Here is a 24,655-nt window from a genome sequence, read left to right on the forward strand (position 1 = left end):
CTCGACCCGCCGCCCTGGACAGAGCCTTCCATGAAGATCATCACCGGCAACAGCAATCGGCCGATCGCGGAAGCCATTGCGGCATATCTCAACCTGCCGCTGACCAAGGCCAGCGTGCGCCGGTTCGCCGACATGGAAGTGTTCGTCGAAATTCACGAGAACGTCCGCGGCGAGGACGTGTTCGTCGTGCAGTCGACCTCTTATCCGGCCAACGACAATCTGATGGAGCTGCTGGTCACGCTCGACGCGCTGCGTCGCGGATCGGCACGCCGCATCACCGCCGTGCTGCCCTATTTCGGCTATGCCCGCCAGGATCGCAAATCCGGTCCGCGCACGCCGATTTCGGCCAAGCTGGTGGCAAACATGATCACGGCCGCGGGGGCCGACCGGGTGCTGACCATGGATCTGCATGCCGGCCAGATCCAGGGCTTCTTCGACATCCCGGTCGACAATCTGGTGGCCGCCCCGGTGTTCGTGAACGACATCAAGGAAAAATTCGCCGGCGACGATCTGGTCATCGTTTCGCCCGACGTCGGCGGCGTGGTGCGGGCGCGTTCGATCGCGCGTCGGCTTGACGCCGACCTCGCCATCGTCGATAAGCGCCGCGAACGGGCCGGCGTGTCCGAGGTCATGAACATCATCGGCGACGTCAAGGGCCGGCGCTGCGTGCTGGTCGACGATATCGTCGATAGCGCCGGTACGCTGTGCAATGCCGCCGCGGCCTTGATCGACGCCGGCGCTGTCAGCGCGTCCGCCTACATCACCCATGGCGTTCTGTCGGGTGGTGCCGTCGCCCGTGTCACCTCGTCGCCGATCCAGACCCTGGTGACGACGGACACGATCCAGGCGACCGAGGCGGTTCGCGTGTCGCACAACATCCGTCAGCTGACGGTCGCGCCGCTCATCGGCGAGGCCATGCGGCGGATTTCGGAGGAACGGTCGGTGTCGAGCCTGTTCGACTAGCCGCCCCGGCTCCGAACGAAGGATTTCGCGGTCAGGACCACCTCAGCCGGGGTGGTGCTGGCCGCATTTTGGTTTCGCCGCCCATGTTCGAACGAGCTGGGACGGCAGCGCCGAGCGGCACCCCTGGAGGCCGTCGGCGTCGCGGAGGTCGGACATCGTGTCGGACCCCGTATCACTGAGGAGTGCGTAATGAGCGAGATCGTCGTTCTCGAGGCCGAGGTTCGTGACCGGGCTGGAAAGGGGGCCGCCCGGGCCACGCGCCGTGCAGGCCGGATTCCCGCCGTGCTCTATGGCGACAAGAAAGAGCCCGTGATGCTGAGCCTGGACCCGAAGCTGTTCGGTCGCCAGTTGAACAAGCCGGGCTTTTTCAGCCATCTGTTCGACCTGAACATCGACGGCAAGAAGCATCGTGCCCTGCCGCGCGACGTGCAGCTGCATCCGGTGACGGACGAGCCGCTGCATGTGGATTTCGTGCGCGTCACGGCTCACACGAAGACCCACGTCAACGTGCCGGTGCATTTCGAAAACCATGCGGCCTCCCCGGGTCTGAAGCGCGGCGGCGTGCTGAACGTCGTGCGCCATGACATCGAACTGGCGGTGTCGGCCGACAGTATTCCGGAACGGATCGACGTCGACCTGACCGGCCTGGAAATCGGCGATTCCGTGCATATCAGTGCGATCAAGCTGCCGGAAGGCGCCCACCCGGTGATCGGCGATCGCGACTTCACGATCGCCACCATCGCGGCCCCGACCGTGAAGTCGGCCGAGGAAACGGCGGAAGAAGCCGAAGCCGCCGCCGTCTGACGACGTCGGCCCAGCGCTGAAGGCTAGCCCCATGAAACTGGTCGTCGGCCTGGGCAATCCGGGTCCGAAATACGAGCGGACACGGCACAACATCGGTTTCATGGCGGTGGACGCGATCGTCCGCCGCCATGGATTCCGCAGCCCGCGAGACAAGTTCAACGGCGAATTGTACGAGGGCGACATTGGCGGCGAGCGCGTTATCGCGCTGAAACCCATGACCTTCATGAATAATTCCGGCGAGAGCGTCGCCCCGGCGGCGCGCTTCTACAAGATCGAGCCCCAGGACGTCATCGTCATCCATGACGAGCTGGACCTGGCGCCAGCCAAGCTGCGCACCAAGCGCGGCGGCGGTGCCGCCGGCCACAACGGTCTGCGGTCGATCGATGCCCATCTGGGCCAGGAATATTGGCGCATGCGGCTGGGCATCGGCCATCCGGGCCGCAAAGACCTGGTGCTGCATTACGTGCTGCAGAACTTCCTGCCCGACGAGACCGTGTGGATCGACAAGCAGATGCCGGCGATCGCCGAGGCCCTGCCGCTGATGCTGGCTGGCCAGGACTCCGCCTTCATGAGCAAGGTGGCGCTGCTGATGGATCCGCCGCAACGGACGCTGAAAGAAGAGCGCGAGGCCGAAGCGGCCCGCGCAGCCAAGGCTGAGAAATAGTATTGCTCTGACATCGTCATTCCCGCGCAGGCGGGAATCCGGACCGTTACGCGCGGCAGCGCGGACAAGATTCATTTCGGCGCAGACGCGCCTCAGGCGACAAACCTTCAGTTTGCGCCGTCATCCTCGCCTGCGCGGGGATGACGGCGGGATCAAACGATCAAGCGAAAGCAAGGCATCATGGGTTTCAACTGCGGCATCGTCGGCCTGCCGAACGTCGGCAAATCGACCCTGTTCAACGCGCTGACCGCGACCGCCGCGGCCGAGGCCGCGAACTATCCGTTCTGCACCATCGAGCCGAACGTCGGTCGCGTCGCCGTGCCCGACCCGCGCCTGTTCAAGCTGGCCGAGATCGCGAAATCGGCCAAGATCATCCCGACCCAGCTCGAATTCGTCGACATCGCCGGCCTGGTGCGCGGCGCCTCCAAGGGCGAGGGCCTGGGCAACCAGTTCCTGGCCAACATCCGCCAGACCGATGCCATCGCCCATGTGCTGCGCTGTTTCGAGGACGGCAACGTCACCCATGTCGAGGGCTCGGTCGATCCGGTGCGCGATGCCGAGACGGTCGAGACCGAACTGATGCTGGCCGACCTCGACAGCCTGGAGCGCCGCGTCCATGCCGCCGAGAAAAAGCTGCGCGGCGGCGACAAGGAAGCCAAGGCCCAGCTCGAAGTCATGAAGCCCGTGCTGGAAGCCCTGCGCGAGGGCAAGGCCGCGCGCACCGTCAAGCTCGACCATGACGAGCAGATCATCCTGAAGCACCTCGACCTGATTACCGCCAAGCCGGTGGTCTATGTCTGCAACGTCGATGAAGCGTCGGCCGCGACCGGCAACGCGTTCTCGGCCAAGGTCGCCGAATTCGCCAAGGCGCAGGGCGCCGTCTCGGTGGTGATCTCGGCGGCGATCGAGGCCGAGGTCTCGCAGCTGACCGATGAGGCCGAGAAGACCGAGTTCCTGGAGACGCTCGGCCTGGAGGAGACCGGCCTCGCCCGCGTCATCCGCGCCGGCTACGGGCTGCTGGGCCTGCTCACCTTCTTCACCATCGGTCCCAAGGAGGCGCGTGCCTGGACCGTCGAGAAGGGCTCCAAGGCTCCCCAGGCCGCCGGCGCCATCCATACCGACTTCGAAAAGGGCTTCATCCGGGCCGAGACCATCGCCAACGACGATTTCGTCGCCTGCAACGGCGAGGCCGGCGCCAAGGAAGCCGGCAAGATGCGGCTCGAAGGCTCGGAATACCTCGTCAAGGACGGCGACATCTTCCATTTCCGCTTCAACGTGTGACCGGCGCTTCTTCATAAGCCCGTCGGTTTGGGCCATGATCCGCATCGTTGGATCCGCCCTGAAGGAGCATCTGCGATCATGGCCTTCTTGAACCGCCGCCCGACGCCGCTGCCGACGCAGCTGGAAGACGCCAATGCTGCCGGCTACACTTTCCACCTGTCGGGCGAGCTCGTTCCCGTCCTGACGGTCGAGCTGCAGCCGGGGCAGACGATCTTCTTCGAACATCACATCCTGTTGTGGAAGGAACCGTCGGTCCAGATCAGCGTGCGGCCGCTCGCCGGCATGCTGAAGCGCATGATCGCCGGCATGCAGATCCTGATCACCGAGGCGCGCGGACCGGGCCAGATCGCCGTGTCGCGCGACGGCGTCGGCCAAATCTTCCCCGTCGTCCTGGCGCCGGGCCAGGAGTTGCACGTGCGCGAGCACCAGTTTCTCGCCGGCACCGATACGATCGATTACACCTGGGAGCGGGTGGCGGGCATCGCGAACATGCTGTTCGGCGGCACCGGATTCTTCATCGACCGGTTCCATGCCAATGGCGGGGAAGGCATCGTCTGGCTGCACGGCCATGGCAACGTCTTCGAAAAGACGCTGGCGCCGGGCGAACAGATCGATGTCGAGCCCGGCGGCTGGTTGTACAAGGATCCGTCGGTCCAGCTCGAGACCAACCTCACGGGCCTGTCGACCGGCTTTCTCGCCGGCAGCAGCATCACCCTCAACCGCTTCACTGGGCCGGGGCGATTGGGGCTGCAATCCGCCTCGCCCCTGCTGATGAGCGCCGGTGCCGACAATCGCGACCGATCCGACGGTAATGCCGCGGCCAATGTCGCCAGCGCCGCGTTCGGCGTGCTGGGCGGCCTGGCGGCGGGCCTGTTCGGCGGCAACCGGGACGAGGACCGGTAGCGATGATGGGTCACGGGGGTTGGCGCCGCCGAGCCCCGCCCCCATTTCCCGAACGGGCGCGCATTCCCGCGCCATTCCCTTGCCTTCGTTGGAGATCCCGATGGGCCAGATGATCGAACTGACCGCCGCCGACGGCTTCAAGCTGGGAGCCTATCGGGCGGACCCGGACGGTACGCCCAAAGGCGCCATCGTGGTCGTGCAGGAAATCTTCGGCGTGAACGGTCATATCCGCAACGTCGCCGACGGGTTCGCCGCCGAGGGCTATGTCGCGATCGCGCCGGCGATTTTCGATCGTGCCCAGCCCGGGATCGAACTCGGCTACGACCAGGCCGGCGTCGACGCCGGCATCAAGGCGCGCAGCGCCATTCCGCTCGACGGCACGCTGGCCGACCTGCAGGCAGCGATCGATGCGGTCGAGGACGTCGGCAAGGTCGGCATCGTCGGCTATTGCTGGGGCGGGACGCTCGCGTTCGCGGCCGCCGGCAGGCTGGCCGGCCTGTCCGCGGCGGTCGGCTATTATGGCGGCCAGATCGTCTCGTCCTTCCTGGACGTCGAGCCGCAAATTCCGATCATCCTGCATTTCGGCGAGACCGATCACGGCATTCCGCTGACCGACGTGCAGAAGATCATCGACCGCTATCCGACGCTGCCAATCCATACCTACCAGGCCGGCCATGGCTTCAACTGCGACCAGCGCGGCAGCTACGACAAGCCGAGCGCCGAACTGGCTTTGACGCGGACGTTGGAATTCTTCCGCCAGCATCTGGTCTGACCGGGCCAGTCGCCTGATTTTCAGGCGCTTTATCGCGCCGCAGCATAAAAATGTTGCGTCCGCGCAGTTTGCGCCGCAACATAACTGTCAAATGCACCGCATTCGGCAGGACGCGTTCACCCATCCTGCACAGCGATAAAAATCGTGCAGGAGGGACGTCTGTTGAGCGCACTCTATTCCGAGCCCGAACATCGCGGCTATTCGATCGACCAGCTGAAGGTCGGCATGACGGCATTCTTCAGCCGCGCCATCACCGACGCCGACGTCGTCAGCTTCTCCCAATTGTCCGGCGACACGAACCCGGTTCACCTGGATGAGCGCTATGCCGCCGCGACCCCTTTCAACGGCCGGATCGTCCATGGCTTCCTGTCGGCGAGCCTGATCTCCGCCGCGATCGCGCTGCAGCTGCCCGGTCCCGGGTCGATCTATCTCAGCCAGAACCTGTCGTTCAAGGCGCCTGTGCGCATCGGCGACATGGTCGAGGCGCGGGTGACGGTCAAGGAGGTGCTGACGGAGCGCGGGCGAGTCGTGCTGTCCACAATCTGCTCGGTCGGCGATCTCGTCGTCATCGAGGGCGAGGCCCTGGTCAAAGCCCCCAGCCACGGCTGAGCCGGCGTCACGCGGCGCGTTGCACCAGGTATGGCGTGACCGCGTCGAGCGCCCGGCGCCAGTAGAGGTCCTTCTCGCCAACCGGCGCCACATAGCGCAGCACCTGCTCGGCCGCCTCGGCATCGCCCAACCGCAGCATGATCCAGGTCGCCAGATATTGCGACGCGAGACAGCCGCCTGCGGTCGCGATGTTGCCGGACGCGAAGAACGGCTGGTCGAGCACCTCGACACCGGCCTCGACGACCCAGGGCTTGGTCGCGAGATCGGTGCAGGCCGGCAGGCCGCCCAGCAGCCCCAGCTTGGCCAGCACCAGGGCGCCGGAGCATTGCGCGCCGATCAGTTGCCGGCCGGGGTCGAGCGCCAGACGCGCCAGCAGCGCGCCGTCCGCTACGATCTCGCGCGTCTTCGTGCCGCTGCCGACGATCACCGCGTCGGCGGTGCGGGCGAATTCGAGCGGCTCGTCGGCGTGAACCCGCACGCCGTTCATCGAGGTGACTTCGGCCGAGGGCGAGACGATCCGGGCGCGCCAGCCCCGGCCGCGCAGGCGATTGAGGATATGGGCGGCAACGAAGGAATCGAGCTCGTTGAAGCCGTCGAACGTCAGGATGGCGATGTCCATTCCGGGCTCCTGTCAGGCGGAAACGACGATTTCGCGGCGCATGTCGCAGTGGAGGATATCGTCCTCGAGATAGTCGACCGAGGTGCGCACGAAGCCGAAGCTGGCGTAGAAGCGTTCGAGGTGGGCCTGGGCCGACAGCTCGGTCGGGACGGATCCCAGCCGATGCGAGATTTCCTCCAGCGCCGCGGCCATCAGGCGCCGGCCGAGACCGGTCGACCGCAAGGCCGGGGCCACGACGACCCGGCCGATTTTGGCCGCACCCTGCGCCGTGGTCGGCCCGAAAACGCGCAGATAGCCACCGAGCGTGTCGCCGACCCAGGCCAGCAGATGCAGCGCCAGGTCGTCCTTGCCGTCGATATCGGCGAAGACGCAGTTCTGCTCGACCACGAAGACATCGGCGCGCAGGCGCAGCAGCGCATACAGCTCCCCCGTGCCTAGTTCCTCGAACCGGCGCCACTGCAGCCGCTCGCTCATGCCGCGACGAACTCCAGGGCGGCCCCGGTCGCCATGAAGCCCGGCACCAGGATCGCGTGGCCGCGGCGCTGCTCGAACTCGATCTGCCCGAAGGTCAGATGGTCGATGGTCCGCTCCAGGTCGGACGAGGCGAGCGTCATCATGACGATGCGCGGCTCACCCACTTCGCCTTCTGGCAGCTCCAGCTCCGGGTGCAGCGCTTCCAGGTCCCAGCGGTTGGCGAACAGGATGGTGTGGCGGCCGGCGTGGACGGTAACGATATCGTCGGTCCGGTTGACCGCCTGGGGACCGAACAGCCGTTCGTAAGCCGGCACCAGCGCGACCGGATCGTCGATCGCGATGGTAAGGCCCTTGAGGCCGACGGCGCCGTTCGCGTGCACCAGCCATTCCGGCCGGCGCAGCAGTTCCGGCGTCAGGTGCTCGGTCACGAAGCTGGCGACCCCGGGCGCCGTTTCGGGGGCCAGGAACACCAGCTTGAAGCGCGGCAGCGCCGTGCCCTCGGGCAGCTCCAACTGGCGCGCCAGATCCTTGGGCTCGCTCGCGGCGAGCCCCGCCGCCACGAGCGACTCGCGGGTCGCTGCGTTGTCGGCACTGGCATAGGCAAAGCCCATCAGCCCCTCGCCGCGCTTGGCCAGGAACCCGTCCAGCCCGTTGACGAACTGCGTCGGGTCGAGGATGCCGAGCAGTTCGATGTAGTCGCGCTCGAACATCACGCAATAGTTCGCCGTGCCCCAACCGATATGCCGGCCGCGCGGACTCAAGGTGAAACCGAGCTTGGTCCAGGCCATCGCCGCCTGGTCGAGGTCCGCCACGCCGACGAGCGTGTGGTCGATACCGAGAATGCCGTGCGCCATGCGTCTATCACCCGAAACTGGTTGCATCCGCGGGCCCGCCCTGGGGCTGTCCGGTTATAATTTGCCCGTCATTCTCGCGCAGGCAGCGCCGGCTGCTTGCCGTAACTGAGGAATTTCTCGAGCACGATCGCCATCTCGACGGCGTCGAGGATGATCGGCGTGCCGATCTGACGGGTGCGCCAGTACATTTCGGCCAGGGTCTCGACCTCGACCGCCAGCTTGTGCGCCGAGGTGAAGTCCGTGCCGAGCGCGATCTGGCCGTGGTTGGCGAGCAGGCAGGCTTTGCGACCCTCCAGCGCCGTGACCGCGAGGTCCGACAGTTCCCGGGTGCCGAAGGTCGCATAGGGCGCACACCGGATATCGGCGCCGCCAGCGACCGCGACCATGTAGTGAAACGCCGGAATGCCCTCGCGCAGGCAGGCGATGCTGGTCGCGAACGGCGAATGGGCGTGCAGCACGACCGAGATTTCGGCGCGCCGCGCCAGGATCTCGCGGTGGAAGTGCCATTCCGAGGACGGCAAACGCCGCCCCGTGGCCTTGCCGTCGAAATCGACGAACACGATGTCGTCCGGCTCCAGCCGCTCGTAATCCATGCCCGACGGGGTCACCAGGAAGCCGCCGGTCACCCGGTGGCTGAGATTGCCCGACGTGTTGCGCGTCAGGCCCGAGGTCGTGAGCTTGCGCGCATGCGCGATCAGCGCCCGGCGAAGCTCCAACGTGTCTTCAAGCATGACGGCGTTCCGGGAACAGGGTCAGCAGTCCTTCGCGCGAGGCCGGCGCCACGCCCCGCTCGGTGATCAGGCCGGTCACCAGACGTGCCGGGGTCACGTCGAAGGCGTAGTTGGCGACCGGGCTCGTCTCAGGCGTCACGCGGACGTGCCCGATGGTGCCGTCGGCCAGGCGGCCGGGCACGAGCGAGACCTCGGTGCCGTCGCGCTGCTCGATCGGGATTTCCTTCACCCCGTCGTCGAGCGTCCAGTCGATGGTCGGCGACGGCAGCGCCACATAGAACGGCACGCCATTGTCGTGTGCCGCGAGCGCCTTCAGGTAAGTGCCGATCTTGTTGGCGACGTCGCCCGACGCGGTGGTGCGGTCAGTACCGACGATGCACAGGTCGACCATGCCATGCTGCATCAGGTGGCCGCCGACATTGTCGACGATGACCGTGTGCGGCACGCCATGGCGGCCCAGTTCCCAGGCGGTCAGCCCGGCGCCCTGGTTGCGCGGCCGGGTCTCGTCGACCCAGACATGGACCGGAATGCCGGCGTCGTGGGCGGCATAGATCGGCGCGGTCGCCGTGCCGATGTCGACCGTCGCGAGCCAGCCGGCATTGCAATGGGTCAGGATGTTGACCACCCCGTCACCCTTGCGCGCCCGCTCGACCAGACCCAGCCCATGGCGGCCGATCGCTGCATTGATGCCGACATCCTCGTCCGCGATTGCGGCCGCGAAGCGCCAGGCCGCAGCCGCCCGCTCCGCCGGTGCGAGCTCAGCCAGATGACGCCGCGTCCGGTCGAGCGCCCAGCGCAGGTTGATCGCAGTCGGCCGAGTGGCACCCAGCACCGCGACCGCATGGGCCAGCGAGGCATCCGAGGGATCGGCGGACAGCGCCAATGCCACGCCATAGGCGGCCGCGGCACCGATGAGCGGCGCGCCGCGCACCAGCATGGCGCGGATCGCGTGGGCCGCCTCGTCGAGATTGGCCAGTTCGAGCGTCACGAACTCGTGGGGCAGCCGGGTCTGATCGATGATGCCGACGCGCCGGTCCTCGACCGGCCAGATCGTCCGCATGGGGGTGCCGTCGACGCGCATGGGCTCAGGCCTTGTTGAGGACGCGGCCGGCGATCGCGTCGAGCCTGGCCAGCACGGCCGGGTCGCGCGCGTCGGGCGCGGTCATGATCGCATGCTCCAGCGCGGTCTGGCAGCCGGCATGGCACGGGCCTTCGTGACCGGCCAGATGGGGCAGCACAGCCTTCACCAGGCCCTTCGCCTTCTCGGCATTGCCCAGCAACACGCGGACGACCATCTCGACCGACACATCGTCATGGCCCTGGTGCCAGCAGTCGTAGTCGGTGACCATCGCGATGCTGGCGTAGCAGATCTCGGCCTCGCGGGCCAATTTCGCCTCGGGCATGTTGGTCATGCCGATCACGCTGCAGCCCCAGCCGCGATAGAGCTCGCTCTCGGCGAAGGTCGAGAATTGCGGGCCTTCCATCACCAGGTAAGTGCCGCCGCGCAGGATATCGATGCCCAACCCGTCGCTGGCGCCCATCAGCGCGTCGCCCAGGCGCGAGCAGACCGGACGCGCGACCGAGACATGGCCGACGCAGCCGGTGCCGAAGAAACTCTTGTCGCGCGCGAAGGTCCGGTCGATGAACTGGTCGACGATCACGAAGGTGCCGGGCGCGTAGCGTTCCTGCAGGCCGCCGACCGCCGACAGGCTCAGGATGTCGGTGACGCCCGAGCGCTTCAGCGCATCGATGTTCGCGCGATAGTTGATCTCGGTCGGTGAAATGCGGTGGCCGCGGCCATGGCGCGGCAGGAACACCACGTCGGCGCCGGCGAGGCGGCCGAAGCACAGGTCGTCGGACGGTGTGCCGAACGGGCTTTCGACCTTGCGCCACTCCACGTCGGTGAGCCCATCGATCTGATAGAGCCCGCTGCCCCCGATAATGCCGATCCGCGGCCGCGCCATATGTCCGTTCCTCGTCTGAAATCGCCCGGCCTCGCCGGAGATACGCGGCCGGATCTTAGCCAGCGGAACCGGTGCGGTCGCGTGGAAAAAAGCGGGACCTGATGCCCGCCGACGAACCGGCCGAGCGGAACCGCTGGCCGGTCCGACGGATTGTTTTGCACACGGGGAGCACTGGAAGGAGACGGGCGATGAAAACCAGGATTCTCGGGATCGCGATCGCCGTGGTGCTCGCCGGCGCAGCGGTCGCACAGACGACGAGCAGGCCCGGCGAGGTGGCACCGATCGGGACCACGCCGACGCCGAGCCGTAACGACACCGGGCCCGGCGTGAATTCGACCGGGGCGACCGGGTCGGTAACCCACGTCGGTCCGGACGGCATCCCCGCGAAGGACAAGGTGACGCCGCCGCCCTACGCGGTGCCAGCCCAGCCCGGCGCGCAGAGCGGCGACAATGGCAGCACCCACGGCAAGACCGTCGGCGATTGAAGGACGAAGGCCGCCCCTCTCGCGAGGGACGGCCTTGTCTCATCCGGCGTCGATCGGGAGCTCTCAGTGCAGGTCGGACCAGATCTTCCGCTTGGCGTAGTAGAGCGCGCCGGTCAGCACGATCAGGAACAGCATGACGCGAACGCCCAGGCGCTTGCGCGCATCCTGCTCCGGCTCGGCCGCCCAAGCGAGGAAAGTCGCGACGTCGTGCGCCTCGCTCTTCAGGTCGTTCGGAGCGCCACCTTCGAACGTCACCGCCCCGTCGGTCAGGGGCTGCGGCATGCCGATCTTCTGGCCGCCGGCCGTGAAGTAGATGTTGTAATACTGGCCGTCGGCCAGCTTCACGTCCTTGGGCGCGTCCTTGTAGCCCTGCAGCAACGAGTAGACGTAGTTCACGCCACCCTCGCGCGCCTTCACGATCAAGGCCAGGTCGGGCGGATAGGCGCCGTTGTTGGCGGCGCGCGCCGCTTTCTCGTTCGGGAAGGGCCGCACGAATTTGTCTGACGGCTTGGCCGGACGCTGGATTACCGCGCCGTCGTCATTCAGGTCGTTGACCTGGAACTGGGCGGCGAAGTTCTTGACCTGCTCGTCGCTGTACCCGAGGGCCGCGATGTTGCGGTAGCTCATCTCGTAGAGGCCGTGGCAGTTGGAGCAGACCTCCTTGTAGATCTGCAGCCCGCGCTGCGCCGACGCTTTGTCGACCGTGCCGAAGATGCCGCTGAAGGACCAGTCGCCCTTGAGCAGCTCGGGCTCTGCCGCCGCTTCCTGCGCGTACGCGGCAGGAGCGACGAGCGGCTGGGTGACGGCGGCCGTAACGGCAAACGCCGCGCCAAGAAGGAACCGACGGATCATTAAGGCTTCTCCATCCGGGCACCGGCGACGACGGTGCGCGCGCCACCCTTCAGAACCGTCTGGGCAATGCTCGTGGGCAGCGGCAGCGGCCGCTCGAGCTTGCCGAGGATCGGCAGGATGATGATGAAATGCAGGAAGTACCAGGCGGTCGACAGACGACCGATCAGCACCCACCAGCCCTCCGGCTTATGCGCGCCGACCACGCCCAGGATGATGGCGTCGGCCAGCAGCAGCCAGAAGAACAGGCGGAAGATCGGGCGGAACTTGCCCGAGCGGACCGGCGAGGTGTCGAGCCAGGGCAGCACGAACAGCACGGCGATGGCGCCGAACATGGCCAGCACGCCCGCGAGCTTGTCCGGCAGCGAGCGCAGGATCGCGTAGAACGGCAGGAAGTACCATTCCGGTTCGATCGAGGCCGGCGTCGCCATCGGATTCGCGGGGATGTAATTGTCCGGCGAGCCGAAGAAGTTCGGGTCGAAGAAGATGATCCCGCAATAGAACAGCAGGAACACCGCCAGGCCGAACATGTCCTTCACCGTGTAGTACGGATGGAAGGGGATCGAATCCTGCTTGCCCTTGATGTCGATGCCGAGCGGGTTGTTCGAGCCGTGCTGGTGCAGCGCCACGATATGCAATCCCACGACCGCGCAGATCACGAACGGCAGCAGGTAATGCAGCGAGAAGAACCGGTTCAGGGTCGGGTTGTCGACCGCGAAGCCGCCCCACAGCCAGGTGACGATATGCTCGCCGATGACCGGGAAGGCCGAGAACAGGTTGGTGATGACGGTGGCGCCCCAGAAGCTCATCTGGCCCCACGGCAGCACGTAGCCCATGAAGGCCGTCGCCATCATCAAGAGGAGAATGACCACGCCCAGCATCCACAGCAGCTCGCGCGGCGCCTTGTAGGAACCGTAGTAGAGCCCGCGGAAGATGTGGATGTAGACCACGACGAAGAACATCGAGGCGCCGTTCATATGGATGTAGCGCAGCAGCCATCCATAGTTCACGTCGCGCACGATGCGCTCGACGCTGTTGAACGCGAGTTCCGCGTTCGGTGTGTAGTTCATCGCGAGGAAGATGCCGCTCGCGATCATGAGCACGAGGATGACGAGGGCGAGCGATCCGAAGTTCCAGAAATAATTCAGGTTCCGCGGAGTCGGATACTCGTTCAGTTCGTGGTCGAGGTAGGTGAAAATGGGCAGGCGATGGTCGATCCAGCGGATGACCTTGTTCTGCGAGGCCTTTGCGGTCATTGCGGTTGCCCCTAGCCGATCTTGATCGAAGTGTCGGTTTTGAACGCGTAGGGCGGCAGCGCCAGATTGAGCGGTGCGGGTCCCTTGCGGATGCGGCCGGAGCTGTCGTACTGCGAGCCGTGGCACGGGCAGAACCAGCCGTCATATTCGCCGCGCGGATCCGACGGTTTCTGGCCCAATGGAATGCAGCCGAGATGCGTGCAGATGCCGATGACGATGAGCCATTCGGTCTTCTTCACGCGCGACGCATCGGTCTGGGGATCGCGGAGCTCGGCGACGTTGACGTCGGCGGCCTCCTTGATCTCCTTGTCCGTGCGATGGCGGATGAACACCGGCTTGCCCTGCCACACGACCGTGATGCTCTGGCCGACGGCGACCGGAGCCAGGTCGACCTCGGTCGACGACATCGCCAACGTATCGGCGGCCGGGTTCATGCTGTTGATGAAAGGCCAGGCGACCGACGCGGCGCCGACGGCGCCCAAAGCCGTGGCCGTCAGGACCAGGAAGTCCCGGCGCGTCTGGCCGTCCCCGTGGTGACCAGTCCCAGGAATATTCGTCGTTTCCGCCATCAGCTACCTCTTGGGGATCGAAACGGCAACACGGGCCGGCCCACGGCGCGGAAGCTATCGCGCCCTGCGGGACGGCCCATGTGACACGCGGTCGCAAGCTTTGCAACGGTGTCAGCCGAAAGCCGGCGGCACCGTAGCGGAAAAAACCCGCACCGAGAAGTCGTCAGGGCTTCCTTTGGCTGACCTCGGGGCATTAAGTCAACCCACCGGAAGGACAAAGCTGAAAATCGCCACGAAGTGTGTCGCCGTTCCTACGAGTACGGCGGCGTGCCAAACCGCCCCGCCCCAGCGCCAGCGGGCGTCGAGCGCATAGAAGATCACGCCCGCGCTGTAGGCCAGCCCGCCGATCACGACGAGCGTCAGGACGGTTGTGGAAAAGCTGGCGACCAGCTGGTTCAGCCCGAACACGACCGTCCAGCCCATCGCCAGGTAGAACAGGATGAACCACCGCTCGTGCTTGAGGCGCAGGTAGAGCTTCAGCCCGATGCCGACCGCCGCCATGACCCAGATTGGGATCAGCAGGAAGCCGACGCCATCCTTGGGGCCCATCAGCGACAGCGGCGTATAGGTGCCGGCGATCAGCAGGAAGATGCAGATATGGTCGGCGAAGCGCCACAGGCTGGTCTTGTTCGTCTTGAAGCCGGTATTGTAGATCAGGGAGGCGACGGCCGAGGCGGCAAGCGTCAGGCCGTAGACGATCCCGGCGACGGCCGCGCGCGGCGTCGTGCTCAGCCCGCGCCAGGTCAGCAGCACGAGCGCCACCACCGCGAATCCGGCGGTCACGGCAAGGATCGTGCGGTCGAGCAGGATATGGCCCCTGGGCAATCGGTCAGGCATCGGCGCTCCCGCCACGTCAAAGGAAACTATAGGGGTCCACATCGACCTGGATGCGGACCGCGGTCGGCACGCGAACGCCGGCCAGCCATTGTCTTAGCACGGCCTGCAGGTTCACCTGCCGATCCGTTTTCACCAAAAAGCGCCGCCGGTGCCGGCCGCGCAGCACGGCGAGCGGCGCCGGCGCCGGCCCCAGCACGTCGACGCCTTTCAGATGGGGCGCCGCGCGGGCGAGCGCCGCCGCCGTCTGGTCCGCCTGATCGGCATCCGGCGCCGAGACGATGAGGGCGGCCAACCGACCGAACGGCGGCATGCGATGGCTGCGCCGCTCGTCGGCCTCGAGCGCCAGGAAGCGGTCGCGATCATGGGCGGCCAAGGCTTTCATGACCGGGTGGCCGGGATCGAAAGTCTGCAGCAGCACGCGGCCCCGCCGTTCCGCGCGCCCGGCCCGGCCCGCGACCTGGTGCAGCATCTGGAAGGTCCGCTCTCCGGCCCGCAGATCGCCACCCGACAGGCCCAGGTCACCGTCGATCACGCCGACCAAGGTCAGCATCGGGAAATGATGGCCCTTGGCCATGATCTGCGTGCCGATCAGCAGGTCGACCTCGTGCTGCTGCACGCGTGCGACCAGATCGGCCACGGCCTGCGGGCCGGTCAGGGTGTCCGACGCCATGACCGCGATGCGCGCGTCGGGAAAGCGCTCGGTGATCTCCTCGGCCAGCCGTTCGACGCCGGGTCCGCAGGGCGCGAAGGAATGCTTGTCCTCGCAGGACGGGCAGATCTCGGGCGGCCGTTCGGCATGGCCGCAATGATGGCAGATCAGCCGGCCCATGAAGCGGTGCTCGACCAGCCAGGCGGTGCAGTTGGGGCACTGCATCCGATGGCCGCAGGTCCGGCACAGGGTCAGCGGCGCATAGCCGCGCCGGTTCAGGAACAGCATCGCCTGTTCACCGGCCGCCAAGGTTTCCGTGATCGCCGTGATCAGGCTGGGCGCCACGAACCGCTGGCGGTCGGGCTTGTCGTCGCGCAGGTCGACGAGCGTCACCTTGGGCAGTTCCGCCCCGCCATGGCGGTCTGCCAGCACGAGGCGGCGATAGCGGCCACGCTCGGCATTGACCAGGCTTTCGAGCGACGGCGTCGCCGAAGCCAGCACGATCGGCACGCCCTCGAGCGAGGCGCGGACCACGGCCATGTCGCGGGCGTGGTAGATCACGCCGTCTTCCTGCTTGAACGAAGCGTCGTGCTCCTCGTCGACCACGATCAGGCCCAGGTCAGCGAACGGCAGGAACAGCGCCGAGCGCGCACCCACCACCACCTTCGCCCGGTTCTCCGCGACGTCTCGCCACACGCCGCGCCGCTCGGCCGGCCGCAAGTCCGAGTGCCAGGCGGCGGCCGGCGCTCCGAACTGCTGTTCGAATCGGCGATGCCATTGCGCGCCGAGCGCGATCTCCGGCAGCAGGACCAGTACCTGGCGTCCGGCCTGCAGCGCGGCCGCGATCGCCTTGAAATAGACCTCGGTCTTGCCGGATCCCGTGACGCCGTCGAGCAGGATCGTCTCGTAGCGTCGCGCCTCGACCGCGCCGACGATCACGTCGGCCGCCGCCTGCTGATCGTCGGAGAAGGGCGGGAACGGCAGGCGCCAGTCGGGTACCGGCCGCGGCGGACGGGCCGGCAGGCGGGTCTCGGCCAGCAGCCCGGCCTCCACCATGGCCCGGATCACGCCGGTGCCGCAGCCGGCCTCGTGCGCGAGCAGCGCCGCCGGCAGGGCCTCGGTGCCGCCGAACACGTCCAAAACCCGGCGCCGGGTCGCCGTCAGCCGGCGATCCTTCGCATCCGGCGGCGGCAGGTCGGCTGCGACGGCGAAACCGACCCGCCCCTCCTCCGGCTCCAGCGCGTCGGACGGACCCATCGCCATGCGCAGCACCGCGCCCGGCGGGCTCAGCGTATAGGCGGCGATCCAGTCGACCAGATGCCGAACCGGTTCGCGCATGGGAATGGCATCGTGCACCGTCGCGACCGGCTTCAGCCGCTGCTCGGCCAGGTCCGCGCTCGACCCGGAGTGGTCCCAGAGCACCCCGACGATCATCCGCTGCCCCAGCGGTACCGTAACGAAGCTGCCCGCAGGCGGCACCGGCCCTTCCGGCGCCCGATAGTCATAGGCGCCCGCCAACGGCAGCGGCAGCAGCACGGCAACCCGCCCCGGAGCCGGCGGGTTGGAGACCTGCACCGTCTTCGGCGCCGCAAAACTGGTGCTCGACCCCACCATGGGCTAGAGTCCAGTCCATCGGGTGGCCGCATCGCCGGCTTGCCGCATCGACGCTCCACCCTGTCTCGACAACCGCAGATCCCCCAGGTTCGCCATGAAATTCTTCATCGATACCGCCGACATCGCCGAAATCCGCGAACTGGCCGCCACCGGTCTCGTCGACGGCGTCACCACCAATCCTTCGCTGATCGCGAAGACCGGCCGCAATTTCCTCGAGACGATCGCGGAGATCTGCGAGATCATTCCAGGGTCCGTCAGCGCCGAGGTCGCCTCTACCGACTTCGATACCATGCTGAAGGAAGGCCGGAAACTGGCGAAGATCGCGTCGAATGTCACGGTGAAGGTTCCGTTGACCCCGGCCGGCCTCAAGACCTGCAAGGCCCTGAGCGACGAGGGTACCCACGTCAACGTCACACTGTGCTTCTCCGCCGCCCAGGCGATTCTGGCCGCCAAGGCGGGTGCCACCTACATCTCGCCGTTCGTCGGCCGGCTCGACGACATCGGCGAGGACGGGATGGGCCTGATCGGCGACATCATCGAGATCTACGCGAGCTATACCGAGATCACGACCCAGGTGCTCGTCGCCTCGGTGCGGGGACCGGCCCATGTGATCGCCGCCGCCAAGATGGGCGCCGATGTCGCGACCCTGCCGCCGGCCGTGCTGAAACAGATGTTCGGCCATCCGCTGACCGACAAGGGCCTCGCCGCCTTCGTCGCCGACTGGGCCAAGACCGGTCAGTCGATCCTCTAGAGACGCGACCGATGGAGCAGACCGGCCAGAGCGGATCCCGCGTCGAGAGCGACGTCGCACCTCATGCGGCGACGGCGGACGAGGTGCTGGCCTATCTGACCCGCCATCCCGGCATCCTGGCCGATCACCCCGATCTGGTCAGCCTGCTGACCCCGCCGGAGCACCGCCACGGCGCCGGCGTGGTCGACATGCAGCAATTCATGCTGCAGCGGCTTCAGGCGGACGTCGCCCGGCTGAAGGGTCAGCAGCGCGCGCTGATCTCGACCAGCCGCTCCAACCTGACCAGCCAGACGCGCATCCATGCCGCCGTCCTGGCGCTGCTCGGTGCCACCAGCTTCGAACAGCTGATCCAGACCGTGACGACCGATCTGGCGGTGCTGCTCGACGTCGACGTTGTGACTTTGTGCGTCGAGTCGGACACCGGCCCGTTGCCACGCCCGCCCCTGCCCGGCGTCCAGCTGCTGCCACCCGGCGAGGTCGACCGGTTGCTGGGCCAGGGCAAGGACTCGCTGTTGGAAGACGAGGTGCGCGGCGACCCGGCACTGTTCGGATCGGGCGCGGGCCTGGTGCATTCCGAGGCGTTGCTGCGCCTTTCGATCGGCAGCCACGCGCCGGCCGGTATCCTGGCGCTGGGCTCACGCAAGCCGCATAAGTTCAAGGCGGGCCAAGGCACGGAATTGCTGTGCTTCCTGGCCCAGGCGCTGGAGATCACCATCTTCCAGTGGCTCGATATCGAGGCCTGATCGACAGGCCGTGCCCGCCCATCGTCCCGATCCGCTGCCCCTCGCCCGCTTCGCCGCGACAGCCGATCTCGCCCACGCGATCGAGGGCTGGCAGCAGCAGCTCAAGTCCGAACGGCGCGCCTCGCCCCACACGCTTGCCGCTTATGGGCGTGACCTCGCCTTTTTTCTCGATTTTGCCCGCGACCATCACGGCGAGCAGCCCTCGCTCGATCTGCTGAGGCGACTGAAGCCGGCGGATTTCCGGGCCTTCCTGGCGGCGCGTGCGGCCCGGGACCTCGCCAAGACTTCCCAGGCCCGGGCGCTGTCGGTGCTGCGCGGCTTCTTCCGCTTCCTCGACCGGCGCGGGCTGGTCAGCAATCCGGCCCTCACCGTGCTGCGCGGCCCACGCCTGCCCCAGGCCGTGCCGAAGCCGCTCAGCGAGGGCGATGCCCGGGCCGCGATCGAGGCCGCCGACACGGTGCAGACCGTGGGGTCGGCCCCCTGGATCGCCGCACGCGACACGGCGCTCGTCACCCTGCTCTACGGCTGCGGCCTGCGCCTGTCGGAAGCGCTCGACCTGACCCGCCGGCAGGCGCCGACCGCCGGGATGGCCAGCCTGCGGGTGACCGGCAAAGGTGGCAAGACGCGCATCGTGCCGCTGCTGCCGATCGTGTCGACCGCGGTCGACGAGTATCTGGCCCATTGCCCGCATCCGATCGGAGCGAACGACGATCTGTTCGTGGGCGTGCGCGGCGGTCCGCTCAATCCCCGCCTGGTCCAGCGGCTGATGGAGCAGTTGCGCTTCCACCTGGGCCTGCCGGACACGGCGACGCCGCACGCACTGCGCCACAGCTTCGCAACCCACCTGCTGGCCGGCGGTGCCGACCTGCGCGCGATCCAGGAACTGCTGGGCCACGCCTCGCTGTCGACCACCCAGCGTTACACGGCGATCGACGCCGCCAAGCTGATGGAGGTCTATGACCGGGCCCATCCGCGGGCCGGGGAATAAGCGTTTCAGTTGCGCTTTCGGAAGTAAGCTCAACTCTCTCGAGGGATTCCGTAGATCGCCAGAAAGGCCTCGACGGAGGCATCCGCGTGGCGATCGAGCTCCGCTTTCGATCTCGGATCGCTGTTTCCGGTGAACATGGCCTCGTTCATCGGAATCCACAGGAGCATCCCGAAAAAATGGCTGGCTGCCGTATGGGGATCATCGGCCTTCATCAGACCTCTGCTCGTAAGCCTTTGGAAGCAGGCCGCCATCGAGTCCATCATGCGTTCGAAGCCGTCCTTGTACCAGCTTCGACCCAGTTGCGGCATGCGATCCGCGTTTGCGATGATCAAGCGTCGCAGCTTCAACAGTTCGTCATCCAGCAACATTCTCATCGTCCGCCGGGCAAGCCGTTGTAAGCCGCCTTCCGAAAACTCCGCATCGCCGAGCATTGTCGTCACATACTCGACGACATCATTGGTTTGCACGGCGGTCGACCTGACAACTTCGCCGAACAGCGTCTCCTTGTCCGTGAAATGCTTGTAGACGGTCTGCTTGGACACGCCGGCCTTGGTGGCGATCTCTTCCATGCTGGTGCCATCGTAGCCTTTGTCGAGAAAGGCCATCGAAGCCGCCTGGATGATTTCACGCGTCTTTTGCGCCGACCTGGACTCACCTTCGATTTTCATGCTGCCCCTTACATCGGTACTAGACGGTTCCGTTCCCGCGTGATACCGCTTCCGACGGTACTGGACCGACCAGTACCTGTCAACGAACGCTGAGGGGCTAAACCAGTGACCAAGATGATATTCGTGAACCTGCCGGTTCGAGACCTGGCGCGTTCGACAGCATTTTATGAAGCCGTCGGAGGGACGAAGAACCCGCAGTTTTCGGATGAGACCGCGTCATGCATGGTGTTTTCCGAAGCGATCCACGTCATGTTGCTCACCCACGACAAATATAGGATGTTCACACAACGTCCCATTGCCGACGCGCGCGCGACGAGTGCGGCGCTCATCGCACTCACTGCGCAAGATCGCGCCGACGTCGATGCGATCGTCGACCGCGCCGCCGCGGCGGGTGGTGTTGCCGATCCCAATCCGAAACAGGATCACGGCTTCATGTATGGCCGCAGCTTCGAAGATCCGGACGGGAATGTGTGGGAACTGATCTGGATGGCGCCCCCGCCGAGCGCTTGATTCTGCCGCCGCGATCAAGCTGCCAGAAACAAGGATCGTGACCGTCGCGACACGCTGACGGCTCTGAGCGCAGGGCCGCAGTTCCGTTCCGGTCGCGAGGGTGCGCCATGGGACGACCCCCAGCCTCGCGACCGGCCAGACCTTTCTTCGTGGGTCCGGATAGGCTAGCCGGACGCGAGATCGTCGGGCGTGGCCCAGATCTCCATTTCCGGCATGCCGTCGTCGACCAGTTTCGGCCCCGATTTGCGCAGTTCGAAGCCCGGAAAGACGACCATGCCGAAGATGCCGTCGGGTACCGAGCCGCCGATGGTGATGGGCATCATCAGCCGGCGGAACTTGATCCAGGTCCGCCCGGCCTCGGCGACATTGCCGCTGTATGCAATGGGCAGCACGCGCTCGACCACATCCTCGAACAGGCGGATCCGACTGATCCGTACCGAAGGCAGGATCATGTCGTCGAGATATTGGCCGGTCGGGTCGTGCTGAAAAGCCTCGCAGATCGCCGTGCCGGCCAACCGGCAGCGAAACCGCCCGTCGCCCGTCCGTTCGTACAGGAACAGGTGGGGAATGATGTGCTGCGGCATGGCGACCGGATCGATGATCGATTTGGGCGGCGCCGGCCGTCCGGCCCGTCGCGATTGCCAAAAGGCGAAGCAATCCTCGAGCGGCGTACCGCTGAGCATTGCCTGAAAGCCGGTCAGAGGTGCCTTCGACGGGACGAGCATGGTTCGGCCAAAGTAGCGCAACCGGCCTTACCGCGGTGTGAAGATCCGCCTGCTCGCAAGGAGGTCGAACCGCCGTTCCGCTTGACGACCTGTGGGGCCTCAGAAATAGGATTCAGGTTGGGCCTTCCATCCATTGGCGGATGAAAGTTCAGGCTATTGACCACGTATGGATCGAAATATGACTGAAGATCTCGCTGGCGCGTTGCTCACAGATGGGCACTGCAGGGTATTCCTCCATCCGCCGCAGTTCTATCCGAACAGTCCTGGATATCACCACCACATTGATCTCGTTGGGGGGCCCTTCAAGGGCACCATCGACGCTTCAGCCTGGCAGAACTGGATGGGGCAATTTCGCGATGATTTGGCCACGCTTTATGAAACTCTGCAGGGCGAAGCGCGCCTGCCAGATGTCTATGAAAATTTCTGGATGGTTCTCAGAGGTGATGGTCTCGGTCACTTTAGGACTGAGATCGAAGCAGTTAGTAACGATCATCACGCAGTCGAATTGAAATTCTCCTTTACTATCGATCAGACACAGCTACCTGCGGTGATTGCAGCCTTGGAGCAGATGTTTATGCCTTGAATGATGTTTCCGCCGAATGACTTGTTCAGGCCGATAGGCTGATCCGCCGATTCTTTCGAACCGACGGATTCAGCAGCGCCGTAGGGTCAGCCGTTCACATATTGAGCGCCATCCCCGACACGGCAAGGGCGGCTTCCTTGACCGCCTCGTTCAGGGTCGGATGCGCGTGGCAGGTGCGGCCGATGTCTTCGGACGACGCGCCATATTCCATGGCGAGCGCGCATTCGGCGATCATGGTGCCGGCGTCCGGGCCGATGATGTGGCAGCCCAGCACCCGGTCGGTCTTGGCGTCGGCGATGAACTTTACAAAGCCCTCGGTATCGCCGTTCGCCTTGGCCCGGCCATTGGCCGTGAACGGGAACTTGCCGACCTTGTACTCGACGCCCGACGCTTTGACCTCTTCCTCGGTCTTGCCGACCGAGGCCACTTCCGGCCAGGTGTAGACGACCGCCGGGATGGCATCGTAGTTCAAGTGCGGCTTCTGGCCGGCCAGGATCTCGGCGAACACGACACCTTCTTCCTCGGCCTTGTGCGCCAGCATCGGGCCGGCGATCACGTCGCCGATCGCGTAGATGCCCGGCACGTTGGTCTGGAAATGGCCATCGACCTTGACGCGCTTCTTGTCGTCGAGCACCACGCCCGCTTCGGCCAAGCCCAGGCCCTCGGTATAAGGACGGCGGCCGATCGAGACCAGCACCACGTCGGCCTTCAGCTCTTCCTTGGGGCCGCCGGCGGCCGGCTCCAGGGTCAGGGTGACGCCGGCCTTGGTCTTCTTGGCGCCGGTCACCTTGGTCGACAGCTTGAACTGGATGCCCTGCTTCGACAGTTGGCGGTTCAGCTGCTTGCCGACCTCGAGGTCGAGGCCCGGGGTGATGCGGTCGAGGAATTCGACCACGGTCACTTCGGCACCGAGGCGGCGCCAGACCGAGCCCAGCTCGAGGCCGATATAGCCGCCGCCGATGACGACCAGATGCTTCGGCACCTTCGGGATGGCGATGGCGCCGGTCGAGGACACGATCTGCTTCTCGTCGACCTCGACGCCGGGCAGCGGCATCACTTCCGAGCCGGTCGCGATCAGGATGTTCTTCGTCTCGATCGTCTGGCTGCCGCCGGCGGTCAAGGCGACCTCGACCTTGCCCGCCGCCAGGATCTTGCCGGTGCCTTGGACCCAGGTGATCTTGTTCTTGCGGAACAGGAACTCGACGCCCTTGGTGATGTCGGTCACCACCTTGTCCTTGCGCGCCAGCAGCGTGTCGAGGTCGAGCGTCACGCCCGACACCTTGACGCCGTGGGCCGCGAGCGTGTGGTTGGCCTCCTCGAACTTCTCCGACGACTGCAGCAGTGCCTTGGACGGGATGCAGCCGACGTTGAGGCAGGTGCCGCCCAGGCGGACGTACTTCTCGACGCACGCGACCTTCATGCCCAATTGGGCCGCGCGGATGGCGGCGATATAGCCGCCGGGGCCGCTGCCGATGACGACGAGATCGTAGCTGTCGGTCATGATCTTCTTTCCGTTCATAGGCGACGGGCCCGTCGCCGGGCCCGCCACACTTGTCTTTACATGTCCAGCAGCAGGCGCTGCGGATCTTCCAGGTTTTCCTTGACGCGGACCAGGAAGGTCACCGCCTCGCGGCCATCGATCACCCGGTGGTCGTAGGACAACGCCAGGTACATCATCGGGCGGATCTCGACCTTGTCGCCGATCGCGACCGGGCGCTTCTGGGTCTTGTGCATGCCCAGGATGCCCGACTGCGGCGGATTCAGGATCGGGGTCGACATCAGCGAGCCGTAGACGCCGCCGTTCGAGATGGTGAAGGTGCCGCCGGTCAGCTCTTCCATCGACAGCTTGCCGTCGCGCGCCTTCTTGCCATAGACGCCGATCTGCTTCTCGATGTCGGAGAAGCTCATGATGTCCGCATCGCGCACGACCGGCACGACCAGGCCGTTCTCGGTGCCGACCGCGACGCCGATGTCGTAATAGTTCTTGTAGATCAGCTCATCGCCCGAGATCTCGGCATTGACCGCCGGCAGTTCCTTGAGCGCCGAGATGCAGGCCTTCACGAAGAACGACATGAAGCCCAGCTTCACGCCATGCTTCTTCTCGAAGCCTTCCTTGTATTGCTCGCGGATCGCCAGGATCGCCGTCATGTCCACCTCGTTGAAGGTGGTCAGCATGGCGGCGGTGTTCTGAGCTTCCTTGAGCCGCTGGGCAATGCGCTGGCGCAGGCGCGTCATGCGCACGCGCTGTTCCCGCGGACCCGCCTCGCGGGCCGGTGCCGCCGGTGCCGGCGTCGCGGCGGGCGCGGCGGCCGGACCCTTGTCGATCGCGGCCAGGACGTCGCCCTTGGTCAGGCGTCCATCCTTCCCGGTCGCGGCGATGCTGGCCGGGTCGAGCTTGTTTTCCTCGACCAGCTTGCGGGCTGCCGGCCCCGAACGGTTCAGGTCGGATGCGGCCGGAGCGGCGGCCGGCTCGGCTGCCACAGCCTTAGGAGCCACGACCTTCGGAGCGCTCGCCGCCGTGGGCTTCGCCGCGGCGCCGGCGGCACCTTCGGCGATCACACCCAGCAGGCCGCCGACCGGGACGTTCGTGCCCTCGGGCGCCGCGATCTCGCTCAATACGCCATTGGCCGGCGACGGCACGTCGACCGTGACCTTGTCGGTCTCGAATTCGATCAGCGTCTCGTCGATCTTGACGCTGTCGCCGACCTTCTTCAGCCAGCGTGCCACGGTGCCTTCGGTCACCGATTCGCCCAGGGGGGGCACCTTGATTTCGGTTGCCATGTTCGGTCC

At 66.1% G+C, this 24,655-nt stretch carries 28 protein-coding genes; 13 read left to right on the top strand and 15 right to left on the bottom strand.

Features of this window, described 5'->3' with window-relative positions; translation table 11 throughout:
• Window positions 1-30 precede the first annotated feature (30 nt).
• The 7 genes from VGV37_RS14415 to VGV37_RS14445 all read left to right on the top strand — a co-directional run bounded on the left by VGV37_RS14415 (window position 31) and on the right by VGV37_RS14445 (window position 5,996).
• A complete protein-coding gene (locus VGV37_RS14415) occupies window positions 31-963 on the top strand; it encodes a ribose-phosphate pyrophosphokinase (protein ID WP_326880394.1) in 933 nt (310 codons plus the stop codon).
• 189 nt (window positions 964-1,152) lie between these two features.
• A complete protein-coding gene (locus tag VGV37_RS14420; RefSeq protein WP_326880395.1) occupies window positions 1,153-1,767 on the top strand; it encodes a 50S ribosomal protein L25/general stress protein Ctc in 615 nt (204 codons plus the stop codon).
• A gap of 31 nt (window positions 1,768-1,798) precedes the next feature.
• Window positions 1,799-2,431 carry an aminoacyl-tRNA hydrolase gene (gene pth / locus VGV37_RS14425; RefSeq protein WP_326880396.1) on the top strand — a complete coding sequence of 211 codons (633 nt, stop codon included), beginning with the start codon at window positions 1,799-1,801 and terminating at the stop codon, window positions 2,429-2,431.
• A 180-nt stretch (window positions 2,432-2,611) separates the two neighbouring features.
• Window positions 2,612-3,712: a redox-regulated ATPase YchF gene (gene ychF / locus VGV37_RS14430; protein WP_326880397.1), complete on the top strand. Its 1,101-nt coding sequence runs from the start codon at window positions 2,612-2,614 to the stop codon at window positions 3,710-3,712.
• Window positions 3,713-3,790: 78 nt separating this feature from the next.
• Entirely contained in the window at window positions 3,791-4,615 is an 825-nt protein-coding gene (locus tag VGV37_RS14435; RefSeq protein WP_326880398.1) for an AIM24 family protein, read from the top strand.
• Between the two features lie 100 nt (window positions 4,616-4,715).
• A complete protein-coding gene (locus VGV37_RS14440; RefSeq protein ID WP_326880399.1) occupies window positions 4,716-5,387 on the top strand; it encodes a dienelactone hydrolase family protein in 672 nt (223 codons plus the stop codon).
• 162 nt (window positions 5,388-5,549) lie between these two features.
• Entirely contained in the window at window positions 5,550-5,996 is a 447-nt protein-coding gene (locus VGV37_RS14445; protein WP_326880400.1) for a MaoC family dehydratase, read from the top strand.
• Window positions 5,997-6,003: 7 nt separating this feature from the next.
• On the opposite strand, the gene VGV37_RS14450 is transcribed toward VGV37_RS14445, so the two are convergent.
• From VGV37_RS14450 to VGV37_RS14475, 6 genes are all read right to left on the bottom strand, one after another.
• Window positions 6,004-6,615, bottom strand: a complete 612-nt coding sequence (locus VGV37_RS14450; RefSeq protein ID WP_326880401.1) for a DJ-1/PfpI family protein — start codon at window positions 6,613-6,615, stop codon at window positions 6,004-6,006.
• Between the two features lie 12 nt (window positions 6,616-6,627).
• Window positions 6,628-7,089, bottom strand: coding sequence for a GNAT family N-acetyltransferase (locus VGV37_RS14455; RefSeq protein ID WP_326880403.1), 462 nt, complete (start codon window positions 7,087-7,089; stop codon window positions 6,628-6,630).
• The gene (locus VGV37_RS14460) at window positions 7,086-7,943 is read right to left on the bottom strand and encodes a VOC family protein (RefSeq protein ID WP_326880404.1); all 858 of its coding nucleotides are present in this window, start codon (window positions 7,941-7,943) and stop codon (window positions 7,086-7,088) included. Before VGV37_RS14460 ends, VGV37_RS14455 begins: the two co-directional genes overlap by 4 nt.
• Window positions 7,944-8,011: 68 nt before the next feature.
• Window positions 8,012-8,674, bottom strand: coding sequence for a class II aldolase/adducin family protein (locus VGV37_RS14465; RefSeq protein WP_326880405.1), 663 nt, complete (start codon window positions 8,672-8,674; stop codon window positions 8,012-8,014).
• The gene (gene mtnA, locus VGV37_RS14470; protein WP_326880406.1) at window positions 8,667-9,755 is read right to left on the bottom strand and encodes an S-methyl-5-thioribose-1-phosphate isomerase; all 1,089 of its coding nucleotides are present in this window, start codon (window positions 9,753-9,755) and stop codon (window positions 8,667-8,669) included. Before mtnA ends, VGV37_RS14465 begins: the two co-directional genes overlap by 8 nt.
• A gap of 4 nt (window positions 9,756-9,759) precedes the next feature.
• A complete protein-coding gene (locus tag VGV37_RS14475) occupies window positions 9,760-10,638 on the bottom strand; it encodes an S-methyl-5'-thioadenosine phosphorylase (RefSeq protein WP_326880407.1) in 879 nt (292 codons plus the stop codon).
• Between the two features lie 188 nt (window positions 10,639-10,826).
• Here VGV37_RS14475 and VGV37_RS14480 point away from each other — a divergent pair, with 188 nt between their 5' ends.
• Window positions 10,827-11,123 carry a hypothetical protein gene (locus VGV37_RS14480; RefSeq protein WP_326880408.1) on the top strand — a complete coding sequence of 99 codons (297 nt, stop codon included), beginning with the start codon at window positions 10,827-10,829 and terminating at the stop codon, window positions 11,121-11,123.
• A 63-nt stretch (window positions 11,124-11,186) separates the two neighbouring features.
• On the opposite strand, the gene VGV37_RS14485 is transcribed toward VGV37_RS14480, so the two are convergent.
• The 5 genes from VGV37_RS14485 to VGV37_RS14505 all read right to left on the bottom strand — a co-directional run bounded on the left by VGV37_RS14485 (window position 11,187) and on the right by VGV37_RS14505 (window position 16,897).
• Complete coding sequence (locus VGV37_RS14485; protein WP_326880410.1) at window positions 11,187-11,975, bottom strand: cytochrome c1; 789 nt, start codon at window positions 11,973-11,975, stop codon at window positions 11,187-11,189.
• A complete protein-coding gene (locus VGV37_RS14490; protein WP_326880411.1) occupies window positions 11,975-13,228 on the bottom strand; it encodes a cytochrome b/b6 in 1,254 nt (417 codons plus the stop codon). The genes VGV37_RS14485 and VGV37_RS14490 overlap by 1 nt, the downstream gene beginning before the upstream one ends.
• A gap of 11 nt (window positions 13,229-13,239) precedes the next feature.
• The gene (petA, locus tag VGV37_RS14495) at window positions 13,240-13,797 is read right to left on the bottom strand and encodes a ubiquinol-cytochrome c reductase iron-sulfur subunit (protein WP_326880412.1); all 558 of its coding nucleotides are present in this window, start codon (window positions 13,795-13,797) and stop codon (window positions 13,240-13,242) included.
• A 198-nt stretch (window positions 13,798-13,995) separates the two neighbouring features.
• Window positions 13,996-14,634 carry a PAQR family membrane homeostasis protein TrhA gene (trhA, locus tag VGV37_RS14500; protein ID WP_326880413.1) on the bottom strand — a complete coding sequence of 213 codons (639 nt, stop codon included), beginning with the start codon at window positions 14,632-14,634 and terminating at the stop codon, window positions 13,996-13,998.
• Window positions 14,635-14,650: 16 nt separating this feature from the next.
• On the bottom strand, window positions 14,651-16,897 hold the full coding sequence (locus VGV37_RS14505; protein WP_326880414.1) for a primosomal protein N': 2,247 nt from the start codon (window positions 16,895-16,897) through the stop codon (window positions 14,651-14,653).
• Between the two features lie 94 nt (window positions 16,898-16,991).
• Here VGV37_RS14505 and fsa point away from each other — a divergent pair, with 94 nt between their 5' ends.
• The 3 genes from fsa to VGV37_RS14520 are packed head-to-tail and all read left to right on the top strand — an operon-like array spanning window position 16,992 to window position 19,379.
• Entirely contained in the window at window positions 16,992-17,648 is a 657-nt protein-coding gene (gene fsa, locus VGV37_RS14510) for a fructose-6-phosphate aldolase (RefSeq protein ID WP_326880415.1), read from the top strand.
• An 11-nt stretch (window positions 17,649-17,659) separates the two neighbouring features.
• Complete coding sequence (locus tag VGV37_RS14515) at window positions 17,660-18,391, top strand: DUF484 family protein (RefSeq protein ID WP_326880416.1); 732 nt, start codon at window positions 17,660-17,662, stop codon at window positions 18,389-18,391.
• A gap of 10 nt (window positions 18,392-18,401) precedes the next feature.
• Entirely contained in the window at window positions 18,402-19,379 is a 978-nt protein-coding gene (locus VGV37_RS14520; protein ID WP_326880417.1) for a tyrosine recombinase XerC, read from the top strand.
• 29 nt (window positions 19,380-19,408) lie between these two features.
• Here the strand turns inward: VGV37_RS14520 and VGV37_RS14525 are convergent, their stop codons facing one another.
• Window positions 19,409-20,047 (bottom strand): TetR/AcrR family transcriptional regulator, encoded by a 639-nt coding sequence (locus tag VGV37_RS14525; protein ID WP_326880418.1) that lies wholly within the window; start codon window positions 20,045-20,047, stop codon window positions 19,409-19,411.
• 114 nt (window positions 20,048-20,161) lie between these two features.
• Between VGV37_RS14525 and VGV37_RS14530 the strand changes: the two genes are divergently transcribed.
• Complete coding sequence (locus VGV37_RS14530) at window positions 20,162-20,557, top strand: VOC family protein (protein WP_326880524.1); 396 nt, start codon at window positions 20,162-20,164, stop codon at window positions 20,555-20,557.
• Between the two features lie 164 nt (window positions 20,558-20,721).
• Here VGV37_RS14530 and VGV37_RS14535 read toward each other — a convergent pair whose 3' ends face one another.
• Window positions 20,722-21,282 carry a PAS domain-containing protein gene (locus tag VGV37_RS14535; protein WP_326880419.1) on the bottom strand — a complete coding sequence of 187 codons (561 nt, stop codon included), beginning with the start codon at window positions 21,280-21,282 and terminating at the stop codon, window positions 20,722-20,724.
• Between the two features lie 178 nt (window positions 21,283-21,460).
• Here VGV37_RS14535 and VGV37_RS14540 point away from each other — a divergent pair, with 178 nt between their 5' ends.
• Complete coding sequence (locus VGV37_RS14540; protein ID WP_326880420.1) at window positions 21,461-21,865, top strand: WapI family immunity protein; 405 nt, start codon at window positions 21,461-21,463, stop codon at window positions 21,863-21,865.
• A gap of 94 nt (window positions 21,866-21,959) precedes the next feature.
• On the opposite strand, the gene lpdA is transcribed toward VGV37_RS14540, so the two are convergent.
• Both lpdA and odhB read right to left on the bottom strand, forming a co-directional pair.
• Window positions 21,960-23,366 carry a dihydrolipoyl dehydrogenase gene (lpdA, locus tag VGV37_RS14545; protein ID WP_326880421.1) on the bottom strand — a complete coding sequence of 469 codons (1,407 nt, stop codon included), beginning with the start codon at window positions 23,364-23,366 and terminating at the stop codon, window positions 21,960-21,962.
• 56 nt (window positions 23,367-23,422) lie between these two features.
• Window positions 23,423-24,646, bottom strand: coding sequence for a 2-oxoglutarate dehydrogenase complex dihydrolipoyllysine-residue succinyltransferase (gene odhB / locus VGV37_RS14550; protein WP_326880422.1), 1,224 nt, complete (start codon window positions 24,644-24,646; stop codon window positions 23,423-23,425).
• Between the last annotated feature and the right edge of the window lie 9 nt (window positions 24,647-24,655).

The organism is Aliidongia sp., assembly GCF_035943795.1.
Taxonomy (GTDB): Bacteria; Pseudomonadota; Alphaproteobacteria; order ATCC43930; family CGMCC-115725; genus Aliidongia.